The organism is Marinovum sp. E3 (genome assembly GCF_055755275.1).
In genome coordinates this window covers 160977-181216 of record NZ_JBVTQV010000003.1, presented here as the reverse complement: position 1 = coordinate 181216, position 20240 = coordinate 160977, and the positions used below count along the sequence as shown (strand labels likewise).

The window sequence follows — 20240 nt, the reverse complement described above, 5'->3', positions numbered from 1 at the left end:
TGGCAGCCAAAGAGTGAACACATGGGCGCACGATCTTCGCAAGTGGTGACGGTGGTCATCCGCCGGTTGCCGGTGACCGCAAGGCCGGAGGTCCAAGCGAAAATGGACCGGCTGCGCGCGGCGGCGCGGCAATACCCGGGTTATCAGGGCGCGGATGACACCTATCTGCCTGCAACCGACACCCATGTCGATCTTGTCACCCTGTTCCGCTTCGATTGCCGCAAGAACCTGAAGCGCTGGGAAGGCGCGCCGGAGCGCAAGCGGCTGATCGCCGAGGTGGACCGGCAGTGCCTGGAGATCTCGGACCGCGCCGCCTTTGACGGGCTGTCGCTGCTGCTGCCCGACACCGTCAAGGTGAGCAAGCTCGAGACCGTCGTTGTCCTGATCGCGCTGATCCTGGCCCTTGGCTGGCTGGCGAATATGCTGCTGCCGCCGATGGCCGAGCCCTGGCGGACGGTGCTGACGGTCGCGGTCAATGTCTGCCTGATCAGCTATCTTTTCCTGCCGTGGTCGATCCGGCTTCTGGTGGCGATCCGCAAACGCCTGTTGTCCTGACCCGCAAGAAAAAGCGGCGCTCCGAAGAGCGCCGCCTGGCTGTCATCTATGCGCGACCCGCCCTGACGGCGGCCGCTGCGCGGTTCAGGCGCGGCTGTCCTTGGCGTAAGAACCTTCACCGTGACCGGACATGCCACCCGAGACTTCCTCGGTGGATTCGTCGGTCAGCTCTTCGGGCAGCACCAGGTTCAGCACGATAGCGAGGAAGGCCGCCGGCAGAAGACCCGAGGTCAGCAGCACGCGGGCGGTTTCCGGCAGGTGCTGGAGCGCACCCGGTTCGAGCTGCAAGCCGAGGCCGAGGCTCAGCGAGATGGCGAAGATCACCATGTTGCGCCGGTTCCAGTGCACGTCCGAGAGCATCGAGATGCCGGCCGCGACCACCATGCCGAACATTACGATCACACCGCCGCCCAGCACCTCGATCGGCACCGTGCGGATCACGCCGCCCACTTTCGGGACCAGCCCGCAGATGATAAGGAAGATCGCGCCGCAGGTGACCACGTGGCGGCTCATCACGCCGGTCATGGCAATCAGGCCGACGTTCTGGCTGAACGAGGTGTTGGGAAAGCCGCCGAAGATGCCGGCCAGCGCCGTGCCGAAACCGTCGGCATAGGTCGCGCCGGTGACTTCTTCGGCCGTGGCCTCGCGGCCCGCGCCGCCCTTGGTGATCCCCGAGACATCGCCCACCGTTTCAATCGCCGAGATAAAGGCCATCAGGCAGAAGCCGATCACCGCGGCAATCGAGAACTCGAAACCGTATTTGAACGGTTGCGGCAGCGCGAAGGCGGCGGAATTGGCCCAGGAGCCGGTGATGGCGTCGAGGCTGAGCATCCCGACCGCAATGGCATAGACATAGCCCACGATCAGGCCGATCAGCACCGCCGAGATCGACAGCATGCCCTTGGTGAAGAACTTCAGCCCCAGTGTCACCACGATCACCACGATCGCCGCCGACCAATTCAGCAGGCTGCCGTATTCCGGCGTGCCGATGGCCGGAACGCCGCCCGCGGCATACTGGATGCCGACCTTGACCAGCGCGAGGCCGATCATCGTCACCACGAGGCCGGTAACCAGCGGCGGCAGGGCAAAGCGCAGCTTGCCGACGAAAGTCCCGATAAAGGCGTGGAAGATGCCGCCGACGATCACGCCGCCGAACAGCGCGGCAAGCCCGTCGACGCCCTTGCCCGCAACCAGCGGAATCATGATCGGCAGAAAGGCAAAGGACGTGCCCTGCACGATCGGCAGCGCCGCGCCGACCGGCCCGAGGGTGATGGTCTGAAGCAGCGTGGCGACACCGGCAAACAGCATCGACATCTGGATAAGGTAGAGCAGTTCGGGAAAATCAGCCGAGCCCGAGCCAAAGCCAAATCCGGCGGCGCCGGCGACGATGATCGCGGGTGTCACGTTGGACACGAACATCGCCAGAACGTGCTGGATGCCCAGCGGTATGCCCTTGGCCAGACCCGGGAAGTAATTTGGATCCCGGAGTTGCTCCGGTGTCCCGATTGATGTGTCAGCCATTGTGTCTCTCCCCATTATAGCTGATGGTGAAGGCCGCCCCTCCTCCTGGCGGCCCGGTGATCAGTCCGCCACCACCTCGTAGGGCGTGTCGAACCAGTGCTCCTCCAGGTTGGCGCCGTCGCCGATGCGGTCGATCACCGCAAACACCCCGGACCCGCCGAGCGGTGTCAGCACCCCGTGCCAGACATTGCGCCCGATATTGACCGCCTGCCCCGGTTCCGTGCGATAGGCACGCGGCTGGCCAGGGCGGCCGTTTTCATCTTCGGCCAGAACGACAAGAAAGCCCTCGTCGCTCATCGGGATGAAGGCCTGTGACCCCAGCGGATGCCGCTCCATCATCTCCAGTCGGAACGGCAGGCTGAAGACCTCGGATTTGAACAGGCTGATGCCGGCGCGGCCGTCGACGATGTCGAGCGCGGCCAGATCGTGGAACCGACCGCAGAGGCCCTTGTTGATCAGCTTGTCGGGCGTCCCCGCGCAGCCGATCAGCTCGGCCAGACCGGCCATGGCCCTTGCCTCGGCGGGCCGGGCGGTGATCTTGTCCGATGTCACGGTCATGGCAGCAGATCCTTAAGGCGGAATTCGGCAATGCGCTCGACCTGCCGGCAGGCCTCGGCGAATTCGGTGTCGCGGTCGTTGCCGATGCGGCGGTCAAAGGCCGCCATGATCGACGCCTTGTCGTGATCGCGCACCGCGATGATGAAGGGAAACCCGTGCTTTTCAACGTAGTCGTCGTTGAGCCGCGTGAAGGTTTCGCGCTCTTCGTCGGTCAGCATGTCGAGCCCGGCACCGGCCTGTTCCGAGGTGCTCTCGGCGGTCAGCCGCCCGGCCGCCGCCAGTTTTCCGGCCAGATCGGGGTGCGCGGTCAGCACACCCAGGCGCTTGTCGGGCGCGGCGGTGCGGAACACCCGCGCAAGTGCATTGTGCAGCCCCAGGGCGGTGTCATGTGCCGGCCCCAGTTCCAGGTCATGCGCCCCTTCGGCGATCCAGGCCGAATGTTCGAAAATGCCACCGAACCTGCTCACGAAATCCTCGCGCGTCATCTCGCTGGGCCGCTCCCGGCGTTCATGCGGACGAGTCTTTGCCCAGTGCTCGGCGATTTCCAGACGCGTCGGGCACCAGACGTCGTCAAAGCTGAGAATATAGTCGATGAACCGCTTCAGCGCCGCGATCTTGCCCGGACGGCCGACCAGCCGGCAATGAAGGCCGATCGACATCATCTTGGGACTGCCGGCCTGACCTTCGGCATAAAGCGTGTCGAAGGCATCCTTGAGATAAGAGCCGAAATCCTCACCCGTGACCCAGCCCGGCGCGGTGGCAAAGCGCATGTCATTGGCTTCCAGCGTATATGGAATGATCAGCTGGTCACGGTCGCCGTATTCGCGCCAATACGGCAGATCGTCGTCGTAGGTGTCGGAAATATAGTCAAATTGCCCGGTTTCCGCCGCCAGTCGCACGGTGTTTTCGCTGCACCGGCCGGTGTACCAGCCGCGCGGTTCCTCGCCCACCACCTCGGTATGCAGGCGGATCGCCTCGGCGATGGCCGCACGTTCCTCGGCTTCGGGCATGTCCTTGTGTTCGACCCATTTCAGACCGTGGCTGGCAATCTCCCAGCCGGCAGACTTCATCGCCGCGACCTGCTCGGGGCTGCGCGCCAGTGCCGAGGCGACGCCGTAGATGGTCACCGGTATTGCCGCCCCGGTGAACAGGCGGTGCAGGCGCCAGAAACCGGCCCTGGCGCCGTATTCGTAGATCGATTCCATGTTCCAGTGGCGCTGCCCCGGCCACATCGCCGCACCGGGGATGTCGGACAGGAAGGCCTCGGAGGCCGCGTCGCCGTGCAACACGCAGTTCTCGCCGCCCTCTTCATAGTTCAGCACGAACTGTACGGCCACCTTCGCACCATTGGGCCATTGAGCGTCGGGAATGCGGGGACCGTAACCGATCATGTCGCGCGGATAACGTGTCAATTTGGAACTCCTTTTGGTCTTGCCCCTTCATAGAGCATAAAATCAGATGTGTTTTTCAAATAATACTAGAAGGAGCATCTTGTCGCCTGCTGTTTGTGTCCGGCGGGCTTTCACGCGTACAAATCAACAAGCATAAAAGGAGGCTACCCGTGACCGGCTATCTGACAACACATGTCCTCGACACTGCACGCGGCTGCCCGGCGGAGGGCCTGAAGATCGAACTCTATCGGATCGAAGGCGACAGCCGGACGCTTCTCAAGACGTTGAGGACCAACGATGACGGGCGCACCGACGAACAGATCCTGCCGGCGGAAAAATTCGCGACCGGCACCTATGAGCTGGTGTTCCATGCCGGCGCCTATCTGGATGCCACAGGCACACCGCCAGAGACGCCGCGGTTCCTTGACGTCATACCGCTGCGGTTCGGGATGTCGGAAGCGTCTCACTATCATGTGCCGCTGTTGCTGTCGCCCTTCGGCTACAGCACCTACCGGGGCAGCTGAGCGACGCTCAGCTCCCTTGGCCCCCCGATCATCCCTGGGCGGCCTCGCGCACGGTCGCCCCGATCCGGTCGATGATGAAATCCATGAACAGCCGGGTCTTGGGATCCTGCCGCCGCCGGTGGGTGAACAGACAGGCCATTTGCACCGGCTCCGGCGGGGTGTCGGTGGCCACGGGCACCAGCGCGCCCGATTTCAGGTGATGCGCGATCTCGAAGATCGGCTTCATCACGATGCCCTGCCCCGCCAGCGCCCAATCGGTCAGCACATCGCCATCATCGGATTCGTACCTGCCCTTGACCGGAAAGCGCTCGGGCCCGGTCGCGGTCATCAGTCGCCACTGGAACTCGGCCGCGCCGGGAAACCGCAGGTTGAGGCATTCATGCCCCTGCGCCAGGATCTCCTGGCCATTCGCCGGCATGCCGCGCCGGTCCACATAAGACGGAGCGGCGCAGAGAATGCGTTCGACATCGGCGATCTTGCGGATCCGCAGATTGCTGTCTTCCGGCTGGCCGAGAAAGAAGGCCAGATCGAGCCCCTCGGTGGTGAGATCGACCTTGCGGTCGGTCAGCCGCAGGCGGACGCTGACCTCGGGATATTCGGTCAGAAAATCGGGCACCTCCGGCGCAATCAGCCTGCGTCCCACACCAAGCGGCGCCGCTACGTAAAGCGACCCCTTGAGGTTCTCGGTCATGTCGACGATCTGCGCCTCGGCATTTTCCACCGCCTCGAGGATCTCGATCGCCCCGCGATAGAAGGACTTGCCCTGTTCCGTCGGGTTCAGCGACCGGGTGGTGCGCTGAAACAGCCGCACGCCGAGATGTTCCTCGAGCTGCGCGATCCGCGCCGACGTCACCGCCGGAGAAATCCTCAGATCGCGCCCGGCGGCGGACATGCTGCCCAATTCGTAGACGCGAACAAAGGTGCGGATACTGTCGAAATAGGACATTGTTCGTTTTTCTTTGAGACTGCTTGGTGTTTCACGGCAATACCAGAACAAACGCCGGTCCGCTAGTCTGGCTGCGAACACGAATCTTGGGAGAAGCGCCATGTATGACTTGGCAATCATTTGGGACTGGATCGCCTTTTCTGTGCGATGGCTCCACATCATCACCGCGATGGCCTGGATCGGCGCCTCGTTCTACTTCGTGGCGCTCGACCTGATGCTGAAGCCCAATCCGAACCTGCCCGACGGCGCGCATGGCGAGGAATGGGAGGTGCATGGCGGCGGCTTCTATCACACCGTCAAATACCTCGTGGCGCCGGCCGAGATGCCCGAGCATCTGACCTGGCACAAATGGCAGAGCTATTCGACCTGGCTGTCGGGCGCCGTACTGTTGATGATCATCTATTGGGTCGGCGGCGAGCTCTTTCTGATCGATCCGACCAAGGCCGATCTGTCGCTGTGGCAGGCGATCCTGATTTCCGGCGGCTCGCTCACCATCGGCTGGATTGCCTATGACTTCCTCTGCAAGTCCAAGCTGGGCGAAACTCCGACGCTGCTGATGCTGCTGCTGTTTGCCATCCTCGTGGCGATGTCCTGGGGCTACAACCAGATTTTCACCGGCCGCGCGGCGCTGCTGCACCTCGGCGCCTTTACCGCGACGATCATGACCGCCAATGTGTTCTTCCAGATCATGCCGAACCAGCGCATCGTGGTGAACGACCTCAAGGAAGGCCGCACCCCGGACGCCAAATACGGCAAGATCGCCAAGCTGCGCTCGACCCACAACAACTATCTGACGCTGCCGGTCGTCTTCCTGATGCTGTCCAACCACTACCCGCTGGCCTTTGCCACCGAGTACGCCTGGATCATTGCCAGCCTGATCTTTCTGACCGGTGTCACCATCCGGCATTACTTCAACACCATGCACCGCACCGGCAAGGGCCCGCATTGGACCTGGGCGGTCACCGTGATCATCATGCTGGTCATCGCCTGGCTGTCGATCGTGCCCAGCATGGACAGCTACGAGGAATCCCAGGCCCGGGCGCTGACCCCCTACGAGCAGAAGTTCGCCTCGGCCGAAGGCTTCGCCGAAGCCTATGACACCGTGGTCGGCAATTGCTCGATGTGCCACGCGCGAGAGCCGGTCTGGGAGGGGCTGCATTGGGCGCCCAAGGGGATCTTTCTGGAAACCGAGGCCGATGTCGCGCGCAATGCGCAGCAGGTATTTCTGCAAGCCGGGGTCAGCCACGCCATGCCGCCGCCCAACGCGATCCAGATGGATGAGGCGGACCGCCGGACCCTCGTTGCCTGGTATCGCGACGGCCTTTAGGGTTGAACACCGGGGCGCAAGCGTATTCACTTGACGCGCCCCGGCCGCGCCGAACCTGGCGGATCGACCCGATCCCGCCGCGGTGCGGGCGGGTGCCTCCGCAACCGGCTGGCCGCATGTCGGCACGACTTACCACGGCAGGTCCCGATGCCAGAAAAACCGCGCGCCGCAGCCAGGAACCGCCTGGCGCTGATCCCCGAAGGCGCGTTCAGCTATCCGATCGACCGGCCCGGACCCACACGGTGGTTCGGGTTTCTGCTGTTGCCCGAGTTCACGCTTCTGGCTTTCAGCTCGGCCATCGATCCGCTCAGGATTGCCAATCAACTCGCCGGCAAGCCGCTTTACGGCTGGCTCGTGCTGTCCGAGGACGGCCAGCCGGTGCCCGCCTCTGCCGGGCTTGAGATCTCGGCGCAGGCCGGTCTCGAGGCGCTCGACCCGGGAGTGCACCTGTTTGTCTGCTCCGGCAATCGCGGCACCGAGGTCGCCACGGACCGTGCCCTGGCCGCGATCCGCAAGCACAGCCGCTTTGGCGGCGCGGTCGGCGGCATCTGTACCGGCGCCGCCACGTTGGCACGGGCCGGCCTGCTGGACGGCAAGCGGTTCACCCTGCACTGGGAGAACCAGCCGGGGTTCACCGAGGCCTTTCCCGACCTCGAGCCAAGCAGCACGCGGGTGGAAAGGGACGGAACGCTGCTGACCTGTGGTGGCGGATCGGCCGCCACCGACATGATGGTCGACATCATCGCCGCGGATTACGGCCGGGACTTTGCCATCGCGGTCGCCGACATGTGCCTGAACGCCCCCGCACCCGCGCCCGACCGCGAACAGCGCTCATCCATCGCCAAGGCGATCAGCTCGCGCAACGCCCGGCTGCTGCATGTGCTCAGATCGATGTATGCTCATATCGAAGAGCCGCTGACGCTTGACGGGCTGGCCGAGAATGCCGGAATTTCGCGGCGCCAACTGGAGCGGCTGTTCCGCCTGTTCCTGAAGGAATCCCCCGCGACCACCTATCGCAACATCCGCCTCGACCGGGCGCATTCGCTGCTGGCCGAGACCGACATGAGCGTGATGGAAATCGCGCTGGCCACCGGCTTCAGCGATGTCGCCCTGCTGGCGCGGCACTACAAGGCCCGCTTCGGGCAGACGCCTTACGGCAAACGCGGCAAGAAATGACCACCGCCGCTCCGCGCAGGGCAGCAACGGTTCGATCCGCGCCCAACTCTCGTCGTCCAACCAGAAAAGACTGCTCATCAAGATGCCCTCCTGCACACCTTGATCCACAGAAACACCAGACCGGGAACCATCTTGTTGAGTACCGACCCTAGGGGTCTTGGGTGCCGACAAACATCCGGTCTTTGGCGGCGGTGATGTGGTGGCGCATGGTGGCCGCCGCGACCTCGGGCTGCTGAAGGCGTATCGCCTCGAGCACGGCGCGGTGTTCGGCCAGCACCAGATCCTGGCGCCCCGGGGTGTCGAGCAGCGTCAGCGACCGCGAGAGCTTGACGCCAAAGCCGATCTGTTCGCCGAGGGATTCGAGCACCGAGGCAAAGAACGGGTTTTTCGAGGCCCGTGCAATGGCCAGGTGCAGCTTCTGGTCCGCCTCGACGCCGAGCGCGTTCTGCGCATAGGTCTGCTCCATCTCGCGATAGGCCTGATCCATCGCCGCCAGATCCTCGTCGTCGCGCCGCCGCGCCGCCCAGGCCGCCGCCGCGCCTTCGACATCGATGCGGAATTCGTAACAGCGCTGCACATCCGACACCGAATCCAGCGGCACAAAGCTGATCAATTGCCGGTCGGGCCGCCGCAGTACATAGCTGCCCGATCCACGGCGCGACTGGACGATCCCGTCATCGCGCAGCCGCGACAGTGCCGCGCGCACAATCGGGCGAGACACGCCGAAGGTCTGGGCCAGGAGCTCTTCTGCGGGCAACCGGCTGTGGACCGGATATTCCTCTTCGAGGATCTTGGCCAGTAGCTGGTCGTAGACTTGATCCGCCAGTGAGGGGCGCCGGGTCTCTGACAACATGGTCTCCTTTGGCTTGGGTTTGACGCGAGTCTACACCGGGCAGGCGCCGGATGTCCCTTATAAGACACCGGCGCCCGGTTGTAACGGCCTGTCCCTGCCAAACCGAATGTCCGGTGCCGCCCCCGAAACGCAAACCCTGCGGTCCCGGAGACGGCCTTGACGCGGACGCGCCTTACCCGGCCTCTGCCGGCGCCGGCTTTTCGGCCGGTTTGCGGATCACCAGGAAGTAGACAAAGACCAGCGTCAGCACGACAAAGAACAGGCTGTCGGGATTGGTGAAGAAGGTCGTCGGATCGCCGTTGGACAGCGCCAGCGAGCGGCGCAGGAACTCCTCCAGGTTGGGCCCGAGGATATAACCCAGCAGCATGGTGATCACCGGAAAGCCGTTGCGCCGCAGGTAGAAGGCCAGCACACCCATGCCAAGCGCCATGAACATCTGAAAGGCGGAATAGGTCGCGACATAGCTGCCCACCACGGCCAGAAGGGCAATGACGGCATAAAGCACGTCCTTGCGCACCGAGACGATGCGGATGAAATACGGCCCGATCAGGTAGAGCGTCAGAGGAATGAGCACCACGGCGGAAAACAGCAGCGCGGCCAGCATCGGCGCGATCAGACCGGCCTGATCCGACATCAGCTGCGGCCCCGGCTGGATGCCGTTGATCACCAGCACGCCCAGCATGATCGCGGTGATCGGATCGCCGGGGATGCCGAAGGTCAGCATCGGCACCATCGCCCCGCCGCAGACCGCGTTGTTGGCGCTTTCCGAGGCGGCGATGCCCTTGGGGTTGCCCTTGCCGAAGCTCTCGGGCGCGTCCGAGGTGCGCACCGCCTCGGTATAGGCGAGGAAAGAGCCCATCGACCCCCCCGCCCCCGGCAGCGTGCCGACGAAATAGCCGATCAGGCAGGACTTGAAGTAACAACCAAAGCCGATCTTGCGGATGTCAGAGAGCGGCGGCAGGAAATCGCGGCGCCTGATCCTGACCTTCTCGGCGGCCGCTGCGGCGGCGCTGATATCGCGCGACGAGGCGGCTTGCATCAGCACCTCGGCAATGGCGAAGGTGCCGATGATAACCGGCATCAGATCGATCCCCGCGGTCAGGTTGGAATAGCCATAGGTGAAGCGGGTGATCGGCTCCATCGCGTCAAGCCCGACGGTGGCCAGCATCAGCCCGATACAGGCGGCCAGACCGGCCTGCGGAATGCGGCCGCGCTGCGCGATCACCACGACGATCAGCGCGAATGCCAGGAGAGAGAATTTGCCGGTGGTCTTCACCAGAAGCGACAGCTCGGCCACGAAGGGCGCGACCGCGATCAGCAGCAGTGCGCCGACCGCGCCGCCGAACATCGAGCCCAGCGCCGCATGACCCAGCGCCAATGCGCCCTTGCCCTGCTGCTGCATCGGATAGCCGTCGAGCGCGGTCATCATCGACGAGGGCGCGCCGGGAATGTTGATGGTGGTGGCGGTGATCGAGCCGCCGCACATGCCGGCCATGTAGATGCTGGCGCAGGCCATCAGCGCGGTCTCGACGTTGAGCGTGTAGGTCAGGGGCAGCAGAAGCGCCATCGCCAAGGTCGCGGTCAGCCCGGGAATGGCGGCAAAGATGGTGCCGATCACGAAGCCGAGGATCACGTAGGTCAGATTGAACGGATCGAGCAGCAGGGAGAAGCTGTTGATGACAAGAAGAATGAAATCCATGAGTTACCCCCACAGCGTCGGGAGGCGAACCCCGAACAATTGCTGGAACATGACATAGGCGACGCCGGTGATGACCGCGGAGATGGCGGCCTTGATCACAAGCTTTTCGAAAGACGAGAAGATCACGATCAGCGCAAAGACGAAGAGGCCCGACGAGAGGAAGTACCCCAGCGGCTTGAAGGCGACGATATAGGCAAAAATCGCCGCACCGACCCAGAGATGGGTATAGCTGCGCGGCCCCTCGGTCGCGGCGGCATCGGCGCCTTCGCGCAGTTTCTGAACGATCAGGATGCCGGCAAAGACGATGGCCGCGCCGCCCACCAAGATGGGAAAGAACGATGGCGTCAGACCGCCATCGGAGGTCGGCGCACCGAGGCTCAGGGCCGAAATGAAATATCCGACAGACACTGCCAGAGTGACATAGAGAAATACCAGGTGTCTGTTTAAGAGCATCGTCTTCTCCCGCGATGGGTGTGGTAAAATCGGAAGGGCCGGAGGCTTGCGCCGCCGGCCGGGCATGTCTCCGGCCGGGGACCGGAGACATGATGGGCGTGGCTTACAGGTTCAGCTCGTCCATGAGTGTGAAGGTCTTGTCCTGAAGCGCATCGATCCAGCTGACGACCTCGTCAGACCCCAGCCAGTCGGCGGTCACACCGACCTGTGCCAGCCAGTCCTGGAACTCGGCGCTGTCATAGGCGGCCTTGAAGGTCGTCTCGAGCGTGTCGATCGCGTCATCGGGGGTGTTCGCGGGGGCCGCGAGCACGATGAAGCTGCCGGTCTGAAGGTCATAACCCTTGGATTTCAGCGTCGGAACGTCGGTATAGGTGGCGTTCTGCACCGAGGTCAGCTCGACCACGCCCTTGGCGTCGCCCGACGACAGGATGCCGCTGAAATCGCCCAGCGAGGAGATCGCCGCGTCAAGCTCGCCCGAGAGCAGCGCTTCGGCTTCGGCACTCGACGAGCCGGCATAGGTGATGACGTTGAAATCGACGTCCAGCAGCTTTTCCAGTTGCATCGCCGAGAGATACGGGCCCGAGCCCTTGGGCGCCACGCCGAGCGTGACGGTGCCGGGGTTTGCCTTGGCCCGTTCGACCAGTTCCTCGAAGGTGTTGATGCCGGTGTGCTTGGACACGACAATGGCATCGGCTTCGGATGTGATGCGGGCGATCGGCGTCATGTTGTCGAGCGAATAGCCCGGCACCATCTGACCGCGCGGCAGGGTGATGACGCTGTCATAGGTCAGCACGCCGACGGTGTGGCCATCGGGGCGCGCACTGGTCATCTGGATCAGGCCGGTGGCCGTCACGGCGCCGGCGATGTTTTCCACATAGATCGACTTCGGCAGATCCTGCTCGGCGATGTTGCTGATCTTGCGCGAGATCGCATCGGCGCCGCCGCCTGCGGGCCAGGGCACGATCAGGCGAATGTCCCGGGTGGGGAAATCCGCCGCAGCGACCGATGTGCCAATGATACAGGCACCAAGTGCCAGCGCGAGTTTGCTTTTCAGGCTTTGGGAAATCATAGACCTGTTCCTCCTTCACAGATGTCGTCATCCAGATCAATCTGGCCGTTTGAATGCACCGATTGGCCTGACGACGCGAAGGCCTCGCCAGTGCGGTTTCGGTTTTGTCTTTGGTGGGGGCGCGAAACCGGACTGTCGGTCCGACCTCACGTGCGCGCTGCGGCATCGACAGGGCGCGACATATGTCATCGCCGTGCCGGACCTTGCGCCTCTCGAAGCGGGCTTGCGCCACGCTCCCGATGCGACTGATAACACCCTCCCATATATTACCCAGCCGGGGCCGCCTCGGAGTGTCGCCGGATCAGACCGGACGCTCCAGGAGGCTTGAGTCACATTACTGAATAGCTTTTTACAAATCAACGGAAAAAGTTACTAATTATCCGCAATTTTTACGCATTTCTCGCAAAATCTGTCTACTTTAGCGACAAATATAGACGAAACCTGACAGGTCTTTGGCGATTGGGACGCCTTCTGACAAGATCTGTAAGGCCGGACCTGCGGAGCGCCTCGGATCAGGCCCCGCGATGTGACGGCGCGAAACAAAAATGGCCCGCCAACCGCATCGGAACGCGGCGGCGGGCCATGAGGTGCCGATCCGGCAAAAGGTCAGACCTTCACAAGATCGGCCGGGAGGAGCTCGTCGGGGAGGTTCTGGTAACACACCGGCCGCAGGAAACGGCGAATCGACAGCGTGCCGACGGAGGTTGCGCCAAAGTTGGTGCTGGCCGGGTACGGCCCGCCGTGCACCATGGCGTCGCAGACCTCGACCCCGGTGGGGAAACCATTGGCCAGAACCCGGCCGGCCATGCGCTCGAGCAACGGAAACAGCGCGCGCGCCAGCTCGATGTCTTCGGCCTCCATCTGAAGCGTCGCGGTCAGCTGCCCTTTGAAGCTCTGCGCGATCTGTGTCATCTGCGCGGCGTCCGCCACCCGGATCACCAGCCCGAGCGGGCCAAAGACCTCTTCCGACAGCGCCTCGTTCTCGAGCCAGTCGCCAGCGGACACCTCGAACAGGTAAGGCGCGGCCGTGCGACCCTCGCAGGCGGTGCTCAGCAGGGATTTGACGCCGGCGCCTTCGGCCACCCGGCGGGCGCCGTCGCGATAGGCCGCGGCCATGCCATCGGTCAGCATGGTCTGGGCGGCAACCGCCTTCAGCCCTTCGGTCGCCGATTGCACGAAGGCATCCGCCTCCGGCCCGTCGATCACAATGGCAATGCCGGGATTGGTGCAGAACTGACCGACCCCCATGGTCAGGCTTCCGGCCCAGCCGGTCCCCAGCTCCACGCCCCGGGCCGAGGCCGCTTGCGGCAGAACGAACATCGGATTGACGCTGCCCAGCTCGCCGAAGAACGGGATCGGCTCGGGGCGGGCAGCGCAGAGGTCAAAGAGCGCCCGGCCGCCGCCGAGACTGCCGGTGAAACCGACCGCCTTGATCCGCGGGTCCGTCACCAGTGCCTCGCCCACGGCGCGGCTGCCGCCCTGGACAAGGCTGAAGATGCCCGCGTCCATTCCGAGCGTGTCCAGCGCCACGACGATGGCATCCGCGACGACTTCGCCGGTGCCGGGGTGCGCGCCATGGCCCTTGACGACCACCGGACAGCCGGCGGCCAGCGCGGCGGCGGTGTCGCCGCCGGCGGTGGAAAAGGCGAGCGGGAAGTTGGAGGCGCCGAAGACCGCCACCGGGCCGACCGGGCGCTGCATCATCCGCAGATCCGGGCGCGGCAGGGGCTGACGCTCGGGCAGGGCCGCGTCGTGGCGGCGGTCGAGGTAATCGCCCTTCAGGACATGCTCGGCAAACAGCCGCAGCTGGCCGGTGGTCCGGCCGCGCTCGCCCTCGAGCCGTGCCGCGGGCAGGCCGGTTTCGGCGCTGCCGATTTCGGTGATCTGCGCGCCGCGGGCGTCGATCTCATCGGCGATGGTGGACAGAAGCCGCGCCCGGGCCTCGCGGCTGGTGGCGGCAAATCCGGCAAAGGCGGCCTCGGCCGCCGCGCAGGCCTCGGCCACCAGCTCGGGCGTGCCGGCCGAAAACTCAAAGGTGCTGCCGCTGGCCGGAGCGGAGGAGAACCGCGCCGCCGCGCCGACGCGCTTGCCTGCGATCCAGTGATCTCCGTGGGGCGTAAAAGTCATGTTATCGTCCTGTCCGTTCGCGCCATGCGCTATATTTCACTAGGTTGTCTTCGTCGGTCGCCGGATAGAGGCCGATGATCGCGGCCCCTTCGTTGACCTGTTCCAGAACGAAATCCTCGTAGGATTCCATGCCGGTGCACTCCTCGGCGATCTCTTCCGCCAGATGCGCCGGGATCACCATCACACCATCGCCGTCGCCCAGCATCACGTCGCCCGGAAAGACCGGCGCGTCGCCGCAGGAAATCGGCACATTGATGTCGATCGCCTCGTGCAACGTCAGGTTGGTCGGCGCCGAGGGGCAGGCAAAATAGGCCGGTATCTCGAGCGCGCCGATGCCCATCGCATCACGCACCCCGCCATCCGACACCACCCCCGCGACGCCGCGCTTTTGCAGCCGGGTGACCAGGATCGATCCGGCGGTGGCGGCGCGGCTGTCCTTGCGGGCATCCATCACCAGCACATGACCCTCGGGGCAGGCCTCGACCGCCACCCGCTGCTTGTGGTCGCGGTCACGGAACACGGTAAGCGGATTGCGGTCTTCCCGCGCCGGGATATAGCGCAGGGTGAAGGCCTGGCCGACCATGGTCACCGGCTTGCGTTCGACCGGCACGACGCCCTGCACGAACTGGTTGCGCAATCCCCGCTTGTAGAGCGCCGTGGCAACGGAGGCCGTGGATACCCTTTTGAATTTGTCACGTGTCTCGCTGGACAAGATGTAATCGCTCATGGTCATTCCTATCGTGTGGCTGGTAGCAGCCCTGGTTATCGTGACTTCGGCCCGCCCCAGCGGCGGCAGGCAGCCCCGGCGCTGCGCGGCCGTCGGGCGCCGGCCGCAGATCGGCCCGCCCGTCGGGCAACCGCACCGGCCGGCCACCAAACGCCGGTGGCGTTCAGCGGCTCGACCGCACTCCGATTTTCAGAAGAGTCAGCAGATCGCCCCCTCCAAACTCCCTCCGCCAAAGTTAACAGGATTAGTATACTTTGACCGAAAATGTGTCAATATTAGTAATGAAGAACTTCACAAATTTGACGGCAGATGGCGATTTTCGCGGAAATCAGCGCACAGACTTTACAGATTAGGAAATCATCGCGCTGATGCAGACATGAAAAAACCGGCCGTTGCTGCCAGCGGCCGGGGAAAATCGGTCTGGTATGGGGTGCCGGGACCTTAGCGCGACAGGGCCATCGCCGCCATCGCCGGCAGGCGCAACAGCTCTTCGGCCTGCGTCACCCGTTCGGGCGTGTAATAGCCCTCTTCATGCAGGATGTTGACCGTGGCCACCAGCTCTCCGCCGAGGATCACCGGGAGGTTGACCACCGAGGCGCAACCCAGCCGGCCGATCAGCTCGGCATCCGGGAAGACCGCGTCGATATCGGCCAGCGTATTGGCGACAAAGCTCTCGCGGCGGCCGTGCACCTGCTCGAACCAGGGGTTGAGCGTGATCTCCTTGGTGCCGGAGGCCGGATAATTCTCCGGGTCGTCGGAATAGGCGCGGCGCGCCAGCATCGCCTGCATGTCGGCGGTCATCACGGTAAAGAGCTTGGCGCCAACCGTGGCCTTGGTCAGGGCGCAGAGCGCGTCAAAAGCCTGGGTTTCGGTCACGGCCCCGGACAGCGCGTCCTCGAAGGCACGCAGGGCGGTCTTGGTCTCGGTCATCGAATGTCCTTGCGGTCTGGATTGCCACCCGAGGCGGCATAGAGGGATTGCGTATAGGGATCCTGGAAGCTGCCGTCGTGCAGCGCGGTCGCCGGGGCGATCTCGACGATGCGGCCCTTGTTCATCACCGCCATGCGGTCGCACATGAAGCTCACCACCGGCAGGTTGTGGGTGACCAGCAGATAGGTCAGCCCCTGTTCGCGGCGCAGCCGTTTCAGCAGGTTGAGAATCTCGGCCTGAACCGAGACATCCAGCGCCGAAGTCGGCTCGTCGAGCAGCATCACCCGTGGCTCCAGCATCAGCGCCCGGGCGATGGCCACCCGCTGGCGCTGCCCGCCCGAGAGCTGGTGCGGAAAGCGGAAGCGGAAGCGCTTGTCCAGCCCGACGGCGGCCAGCATCTCGACCACGCGGCGGCCGCGGTTGCCGATGCCCTGCACCTGCAATGGCTCGGACAGCACCGCATCCACCGTCTTGCGCGGATGCAGCGAGGCATAGGGATCCTGGAACACCATCTGGCAGCGGCGGGCAAATCCGTGATCCACCTTGTGGCCGCGCGGCTGGCCCAGCACGCTGATTTCGCCGGTCCATTCCGGGGCCAGCCCGGCAATCGCCTTGAGCACGGTGGATTTGCCGGAACCGCTCTCGCCCACCAGCGCAAAGCTCTCGCCTTCGGCAACCTCGATATCGACGCTCTGCACCACCTTGGTCGGCCCGTAGGAGATATCGAGGTTCTTGAGGGAAATCGCGCTCATGTGCCGCTCCATGCGCTGCGGTCGAGCACCGGCAGCTCGTCGCGGGTTTCTTCCATCCGGGGCACCGCCGCCAGCAGCCCCCGGGTATAGGGATGGCTCGCTTTGTGCAGATCGGCGGCGGCGCAGCTCTCGACCGCCTGGCCGGCATGCATCACCAGGATGCGGTCGCAATAGCGCGCCACCAATTGCAGGTCGTGCGAGATCAGGATCAGCCCCATGCCCTTGTCGCGCACCAGCTCGTCGATCAGGTCGAGCACCTGTGCCTGCACCGAGACATCCAGCGCCGAGGTCGGCTCGTCGGCAATCAGCAGGTCGGGCTGCGGAATCAGCATCATCGCGATCATGATGCGCTGGCCCATGCCGCCGGAAACCTCATGCGGATAAAGCCCGGTCACCCGCTCGGGATCGTTGATGCGTACCGCGTGCAGCATCTCGATCACCCGCGCCTGCACGTCGCGGCGCGCCAGTTTCTCATGCGTGAGCAGCGCCTCGGCGATCTGCGCGCCCACGGTCATCACCGGGTTCAGCGAGAACTTGGGATCCTGCATGATCATCGAGATCCGCGCGCCGCGCAGATCGCGCATCCGCCGTTCGGACAGCGTCGTCAGGTCGATGCCGTCAAACGCCAGCCGATCTGCCTCCTGCCGGCCCGGCTTGCGGATCAGCCGCAGGATGGCGCGGCCGGTCATCGACTTGCCCGAGCCGCTTTCGCCGACGATGCCAAGACGTTCGCGGCCGAGGGTGAACGACAGCCCCTTGACCACCTCGACCCGGCCTTGCGGCGTCGGAAAGCTGACCCGAAGGTTGCTGACATCGAGAAGCGGGCTCATGACTTGCCCCCCTGCTTGGGATCGAGCACATCGCGCAGCCCGTCACCGAGGAAGCAGAAGCCCAGCGAAACCACGATGATGGCAAAGCCCGGCATGGTCGCCACCCACCATTGATCAAGGATGAAGGTCCGCCCGCGCGAGATCATCGCGCCCCATTCCGGCAGCGGCGGCTGCGCGCCCAGCCCGAGAAAGCCCAGACCGGCGGCGGTCAGGATGATGCCTGCCATGTCGAGCGTCACCCGCACGATCATCGACGAGGTGCAGAGCGGCAGCACGTGGCGGGTGATGATCCGTGTATGCGAGGCGCCCAGCAGCCGGGTGGCCGAGATGAACTCGGAGTTGCGGAAGGTCAGCGTCTCGGCCCGGGCGATCCGGGCATAGGCCGGCCAGGACGTGATGGCGATGGCGATGATCGCGTTTTCGATCCCCGGCCCGAGCGCGGCGACAAAGGCCAGTGCCAGGATCAGCTTGGGCATCGACAGGAAGACATCGGTCACCCCCATCAGCAGCTTGTCGGTCCAGCCGCCGAAATAGCCCGAGATGGCGCCGATCACGAGCCCCAGCGGCGCCGAGATCACCGCCACCAGCGCCACGATGGTCAGAGTGATGCGGGCGCCATAGATCACCCGGCTGAAGATGTCGCGGCCCAGCTCGTCGGTGCCCATCCAGTGCTGCGCCGAAGGCGGCAAGAGCCGCGCCTCGAGGTTCTGGCCCAGCGGGCTGTAGGGTGCGATCCAGGGCGCAAAGAGCGCCGCGAGGATCAGCAGGAGGAGGATGAAGGCGCCCAGCATGGCCAGCGGATTGCGCGCCAGTTGCAGCGCCATGCGGTAGGCATGGCCCAAGTTGGCCTGCAATCTCGAGGCCGGAGACTCGTCGAGCAGCCAATGTCTTGCGGTGGTCATGCGGGCCTCCTATCGGCTGCGCGGGTCAAGGACGCGGTAAAGCACGTCCGAGAGCTTGTTGATCAGGATGAAGACCGCGCCGATCACCAGCGTCGCGCCCAGCACCGCATTCATATCGGCATTGAGCAGCGCCACGGTCAGGTAATTGCCGATGCCGGGCCAGCTGAACACCGTCTCGATCATCACCGAGCCCTCGAGCAGAGCGGCATAGGACAGGCCGATCACGGTGATCAGCGGCACCCGGATCGGCCGGAAGCCATGCACCCAGATCACCCGCCATTCCGAGACGCCCTTTACCCGTGCAGTGGTGATGAACTCCTGCCCCAGCGTGTCGAGCATGAAACTGCGGGTCATCCGCGCGATATAGGCCAGCGAAAAGAACCCGAGGATCGCCGCCGGCAGGATCAGGTGATCGAGCGCGTTCCAGAACACCTCCCAGTCGCCAGCCAGCGCCGCATCGACCAACATCAACCCGGTCCGTGGCTCGACCAGCCCCTCGTAGAAGATATCGACGCGTCCCGGCCCCGCGACCCAGCCGAGATTGGCATAAAACACCACCAGCCCGACGAGGCCCAGCCAGAAGGCCGGCACCGAATAGCCCAGAAGCGCAAAGACCCGGATCAGCTGATCGACCCAGGTGCCCTGACGCGCCGCCGCCCAGGTGCCGCAGGGCACGCCGAGACCGACACCGATTAGGATGCCCAGCGTCGCCATTTCCAGCGTGGCGGGAAACACCCGCGCCAGATCCTGCGCCACGGGGCGATTGGTCGAGACCGAATGGCCGAGATTGCCCTGGAAGACATCGCCGACATAAGAGACGAACTGCAAGACCAGCGGCCGGTCGAGCCCCATGGCGACGCGGGCGGCGTCATATTGCTCTTGCGTGGCGCGGTCGCCGACCACCGCCAGAACCGGATCGATCGGGATCACCCGGCCGATGAAAAAGGTGATCGCCATCAACCCGATAAAGGTCAGCGCCGTCACCACGACAAAGCCGCCGAGCGACCTGGCCGCCTGCTTGAGCCTTTGGGCTCCTGCTGTCTTCCTGCGCAAGGCACCGCCCCTTTCCTGCGTCGATGCCGCCCCGTCTGGGCCGCATCGTGACGGCCACTGCCTTCGGACAAGGCAGGCCGCACCGTTCCGAATGCCTCCGTGCATAAAACAAATTTTGCTTATTGCAAAAAATTTTTTTCTATACCAAAAATATTCTTACCATGTCGCTCCGGCACGGGAGACCGTTCGCAACAGCTTTGCAGAAGCGGGCGGCGCATAGAAGGGGAAGGCTGCGACCATGCCGCGCGAAAGAGCCAGACGAGATCCGCAACTTGGCGCCGCGATCCGCAAGCGGCGCAAGCAGGTGCAGATGACCCTGCAAGCGCTCTGCGACCGCTCCGGCGTTTCGGTCGGCTATCTCAGCCAGGTCGAGCGCGACAATGCCACACCGTCGCTGGGCACCCTGGCGCAGATTGCCGATGCGCTTGGCGTCGCGCTGGAATATTTCATCGCCGCGCCCAAGCCGTCAGACGGGCTGACCCGCGCCGGCCAGCGGCCGCAGTTTTCGCTGGCGCATTCCTCGCTTACCTATGAAAGCCTCGCCGCCGATTTCCCCGGCTCGGAACTGTCGAGCTATCTGCTGCATGTTCCGCCCGGCTATGTCTCGGAAACCGTAAGCCATGAGGGCGAAGAGATGATCTTTGTCCTCGAAGGCGAGATCGAACAGACCCTCGACGACCAGAGCTTTCGCATGAAGGCGGGCGATTGCCTGCATTACAGCGGCCAGACCGCCCATGCCTGGAGCAACCCGACCGAAAAGACGGCCCGCATCCTCTGGGCCGGGACATTGACCGTCCTGACCCGCGCAGGCGCTATCGAGCTCCCGGAGCTGGCACACAAGATATAG

20 protein-coding genes are annotated in these 20240 nt (G+C 64.3%); 5 read left to right on the top strand and 15 right to left on the bottom strand.

Annotated elements, in window-relative coordinates; genetic code table 11:
* Nucleotides 1-21 precede the first annotated feature (21 nt).
* Nucleotides 22-555, top strand: coding sequence for a putative antibiotic biosynthesis monooxygenase (locus AC0J5K_RS20100; protein WP_074837144.1), 534 nt, complete (start codon nt 22-24; stop codon nt 553-555).
* A gap of 84 nt (nt 556-639) precedes the next feature.
* Here AC0J5K_RS20100 and AC0J5K_RS20095 read toward each other — a convergent pair whose 3' ends face one another.
* Genes AC0J5K_RS20095 through puuE form a run of 3 tightly spaced genes read right to left on the bottom strand, consistent with a single transcriptional unit; the run spans nt 640 to nt 4046 of the window.
* Complete coding sequence (locus tag AC0J5K_RS20095) at nt 640-2076, bottom strand: uracil-xanthine permease family protein (RefSeq protein ID WP_048534940.1); 1437 nt, start codon at nt 2074-2076, stop codon at nt 640-642.
* Between the two features lie 60 nt (nt 2077-2136).
* Nucleotides 2137-2634, bottom strand: a complete 498-nt coding sequence (locus AC0J5K_RS20090) for an ureidoglycolate lyase (RefSeq protein WP_274590287.1) — start codon at nt 2632-2634, stop codon at nt 2137-2139.
* Nucleotides 2631-4046: an allantoinase PuuE gene (gene puuE / locus AC0J5K_RS20085; protein ID WP_283643435.1), complete on the bottom strand. Its 1416-nt coding sequence runs from the start codon at nt 4044-4046 to the stop codon at nt 2631-2633. The genes AC0J5K_RS20090 and puuE overlap by 4 nt, the downstream gene beginning before the upstream one ends.
* 149 nt (nt 4047-4195) lie before the next feature.
* On the opposite strand from puuE, the gene uraH reads away from it, so the two are divergent.
* The gene (gene uraH, locus AC0J5K_RS20080; RefSeq protein WP_283643434.1) at nt 4196-4549 is read left to right on the top strand and encodes a hydroxyisourate hydrolase; all 354 of its coding nucleotides are present in this window, start codon (nt 4196-4198) and stop codon (nt 4547-4549) included.
* 28 nt (nt 4550-4577) lie between these two features.
* Here uraH and AC0J5K_RS20075 read toward each other — a convergent pair whose 3' ends face one another.
* Nucleotides 4578-5495 (bottom strand): LysR family transcriptional regulator, encoded by a 918-nt coding sequence (locus AC0J5K_RS20075; protein WP_048534937.1) that lies wholly within the window; start codon nt 5493-5495, stop codon nt 4578-4580.
* 100 nt (nt 5496-5595) lie between these two features.
* On the opposite strand from AC0J5K_RS20075, the gene AC0J5K_RS20070 reads away from it, so the two are divergent.
* Both AC0J5K_RS20070 and AC0J5K_RS20065 read left to right on the top strand, forming a co-directional pair.
* Nucleotides 5596-6822: a urate hydroxylase PuuD gene (locus tag AC0J5K_RS20070; RefSeq protein WP_048534936.1), complete on the top strand. Its 1227-nt coding sequence runs from the start codon at nt 5596-5598 to the stop codon at nt 6820-6822.
* 147 nt (nt 6823-6969) lie between these two features.
* The gene (locus AC0J5K_RS20065) at nt 6970-7998 is read left to right on the top strand and encodes a GlxA family transcriptional regulator (RefSeq protein WP_074837148.1); all 1029 of its coding nucleotides are present in this window, start codon (nt 6970-6972) and stop codon (nt 7996-7998) included.
* A gap of 148 nt (nt 7999-8146) precedes the next feature.
* Here AC0J5K_RS20065 and AC0J5K_RS20060 read toward each other — a convergent pair whose 3' ends face one another.
* The 11 genes from AC0J5K_RS20060 to AC0J5K_RS20010 all read right to left on the bottom strand — a co-directional run bounded on the left by AC0J5K_RS20060 (nt 8147) and on the right by AC0J5K_RS20010 (nt 19393).
* Nucleotides 8147-8848: a FadR/GntR family transcriptional regulator gene (locus tag AC0J5K_RS20060; protein ID WP_048535123.1), complete on the bottom strand. Its 702-nt coding sequence runs from the start codon at nt 8846-8848 to the stop codon at nt 8147-8149.
* Nucleotides 8849-9023: 175 nt separating this feature from the next.
* Nucleotides 9024-10550, bottom strand: a complete 1527-nt coding sequence (locus AC0J5K_RS20055) for a tripartite tricarboxylate transporter permease (RefSeq protein WP_283639090.1) — start codon at nt 10548-10550, stop codon at nt 9024-9026.
* A gap of 3 nt (nt 10551-10553) precedes the next feature.
* A complete protein-coding gene (locus AC0J5K_RS20050) occupies nt 10554-11003 on the bottom strand; it encodes a tripartite tricarboxylate transporter TctB family protein (protein WP_048534933.1) in 450 nt (149 codons plus the stop codon).
* A 103-nt stretch (nt 11004-11106) separates the two neighbouring features.
* Complete coding sequence (locus AC0J5K_RS20045) at nt 11107-12072, bottom strand: Bug family tripartite tricarboxylate transporter substrate binding protein (protein WP_074837151.1); 966 nt, start codon at nt 12070-12072, stop codon at nt 11107-11109.
* A 606-nt stretch (nt 12073-12678) separates the two neighbouring features.
* Nucleotides 12679-14199 carry an aldehyde dehydrogenase (NADP(+)) gene (locus AC0J5K_RS20040; protein ID WP_283639089.1) on the bottom strand — a complete coding sequence of 507 codons (1521 nt, stop codon included), beginning with the start codon at nt 14197-14199 and terminating at the stop codon, nt 12679-12681.
* 1 nt (nt 14200) lies between these two features.
* Nucleotides 14201-14926: a ribonuclease activity regulator RraA gene (locus AC0J5K_RS20035; protein ID WP_048534927.1), complete on the bottom strand. Its 726-nt coding sequence runs from the start codon at nt 14924-14926 to the stop codon at nt 14201-14203.
* 441 nt (nt 14927-15367) lie between these two features.
* A complete protein-coding gene (locus tag AC0J5K_RS20030) occupies nt 15368-15856 on the bottom strand; it encodes a GAF domain-containing protein (protein WP_283643431.1) in 489 nt (162 codons plus the stop codon).
* Nucleotides 15853-16608 (bottom strand): ABC transporter ATP-binding protein, encoded by a 756-nt coding sequence (locus tag AC0J5K_RS20025; RefSeq protein WP_283646371.1) that lies wholly within the window; start codon nt 16606-16608, stop codon nt 15853-15855. Before AC0J5K_RS20025 ends, AC0J5K_RS20030 begins: the two co-directional genes overlap by 4 nt.
* Nucleotides 16605-17438 (bottom strand): ABC transporter ATP-binding protein, encoded by an 834-nt coding sequence (locus tag AC0J5K_RS20020; RefSeq protein ID WP_420398527.1) that lies wholly within the window; start codon nt 17436-17438, stop codon nt 16605-16607. Before AC0J5K_RS20020 ends, AC0J5K_RS20025 begins: the two co-directional genes overlap by 4 nt.
* The gene (gene nikC / locus AC0J5K_RS20015; protein ID WP_048534920.1) at nt 17435-18340 is read right to left on the bottom strand and encodes a nickel transporter permease; all 906 of its coding nucleotides are present in this window, start codon (nt 18338-18340) and stop codon (nt 17435-17437) included. The genes AC0J5K_RS20020 and nikC overlap by 4 nt, the downstream gene beginning before the upstream one ends.
* Nucleotides 18341-18349: 9 nt before the next feature.
* Complete coding sequence (locus tag AC0J5K_RS20010) at nt 18350-19393, bottom strand: ABC transporter permease (RefSeq protein ID WP_283639086.1); 1044 nt, start codon at nt 19391-19393, stop codon at nt 18350-18352.
* A 238-nt stretch (nt 19394-19631) separates the two neighbouring features.
* On the opposite strand from AC0J5K_RS20010, the gene AC0J5K_RS20005 reads away from it, so the two are divergent.
* Complete coding sequence (locus AC0J5K_RS20005; RefSeq protein ID WP_283643427.1) at nt 19632-20240, top strand: helix-turn-helix domain-containing protein; 609 nt, start codon at nt 19632-19634, stop codon at nt 20238-20240.

What these genes read in the sequence shown, in the direction of transcription:
- AC0J5K_RS20030 (WP_283643431.1), bottom strand. Translation starts at nt 15,856, where the DNA reads ATGACCGAGACCAAGACCGCCCTGCGTGCCTTCGAGGACGCGCTGTCC.
- AC0J5K_RS20035 (WP_048534927.1), bottom strand. Translation starts at nt 14,926, where the DNA reads ATGAGCGATTACATCTTGTCCAGCGAGACACGTGACAAATTCAAAAGG.
- AC0J5K_RS20050 (WP_048534933.1), bottom strand. Translation starts at nt 11,003, where the DNA reads ATGCTCTTAAACAGACACCTGGTATTTCTCTATGTCACTCTGGCAGTG.
- AC0J5K_RS20070 (WP_048534936.1), top strand. Translation starts at nt 5,596, where the DNA reads ATGTATGACTTGGCAATCATTTGGGACTGGATCGCCTTTTCTGTGCGA.
- AC0J5K_RS20065 (WP_074837148.1), top strand. Translation starts at nt 6,970, where the DNA reads ATGCCAGAAAAACCGCGCGCCGCAGCCAGGAACCGCCTGGCGCTGATC.
- AC0J5K_RS20075 (WP_048534937.1), bottom strand. Translation starts at nt 5,495, where the DNA reads ATGTCCTATTTCGACAGTATCCGCACCTTTGTTCGCGTCTACGAATTG.
- AC0J5K_RS20020 (WP_420398527.1), bottom strand. Translation starts at nt 17,438, where the DNA reads ATGAGCCCGCTTCTCGATGTCAGCAACCTTCGGGTCAGCTTTCCGACG.
- AC0J5K_RS20100 (WP_074837144.1), top strand. Translation starts at nt 22, where the DNA reads ATGGGCGCACGATCTTCGCAAGTGGTGACGGTGGTCATCCGCCGGTTG.
- AC0J5K_RS20005 (WP_283643427.1), top strand. Translation starts at nt 19,632, where the DNA reads ATGCCGCGCGAAAGAGCCAGACGAGATCCGCAACTTGGCGCCGCGATC.
- AC0J5K_RS20055 (WP_283639090.1), bottom strand. Translation starts at nt 10,550, where the DNA reads ATGGATTTCATTCTTCTTGTCATCAACAGCTTCTCCCTGCTGCTCGAT.
- AC0J5K_RS20095 (WP_048534940.1), bottom strand. Translation starts at nt 2,076, where the DNA reads ATGGCTGACACATCAATCGGGACACCGGAGCAACTCCGGGATCCAAAT.
- AC0J5K_RS20040 (WP_283639089.1), bottom strand. Translation starts at nt 14,199, where the DNA reads ATGACTTTTACGCCCCACGGAGATCACTGGATCGCAGGCAAGCGCGTC.
- AC0J5K_RS20045 (WP_074837151.1), bottom strand. Translation starts at nt 12,072, where the DNA reads ATGATTTCCCAAAGCCTGAAAAGCAAACTCGCGCTGGCACTTGGTGCC.
- AC0J5K_RS20025 (WP_283646371.1), bottom strand. Translation starts at nt 16,608, where the DNA reads ATGAGCGCGATTTCCCTCAAGAACCTCGATATCTCCTACGGGCCGACC.
- AC0J5K_RS20090 (WP_274590287.1), bottom strand. Translation starts at nt 2,634, where the DNA reads ATGACCGTGACATCGGACAAGATCACCGCCCGGCCCGCCGAGGCAAGG.
- nikC (WP_048534920.1), bottom strand. Translation starts at nt 18,340, where the DNA reads ATGACCACCGCAAGACATTGGCTGCTCGACGAGTCTCCGGCCTCGAGA.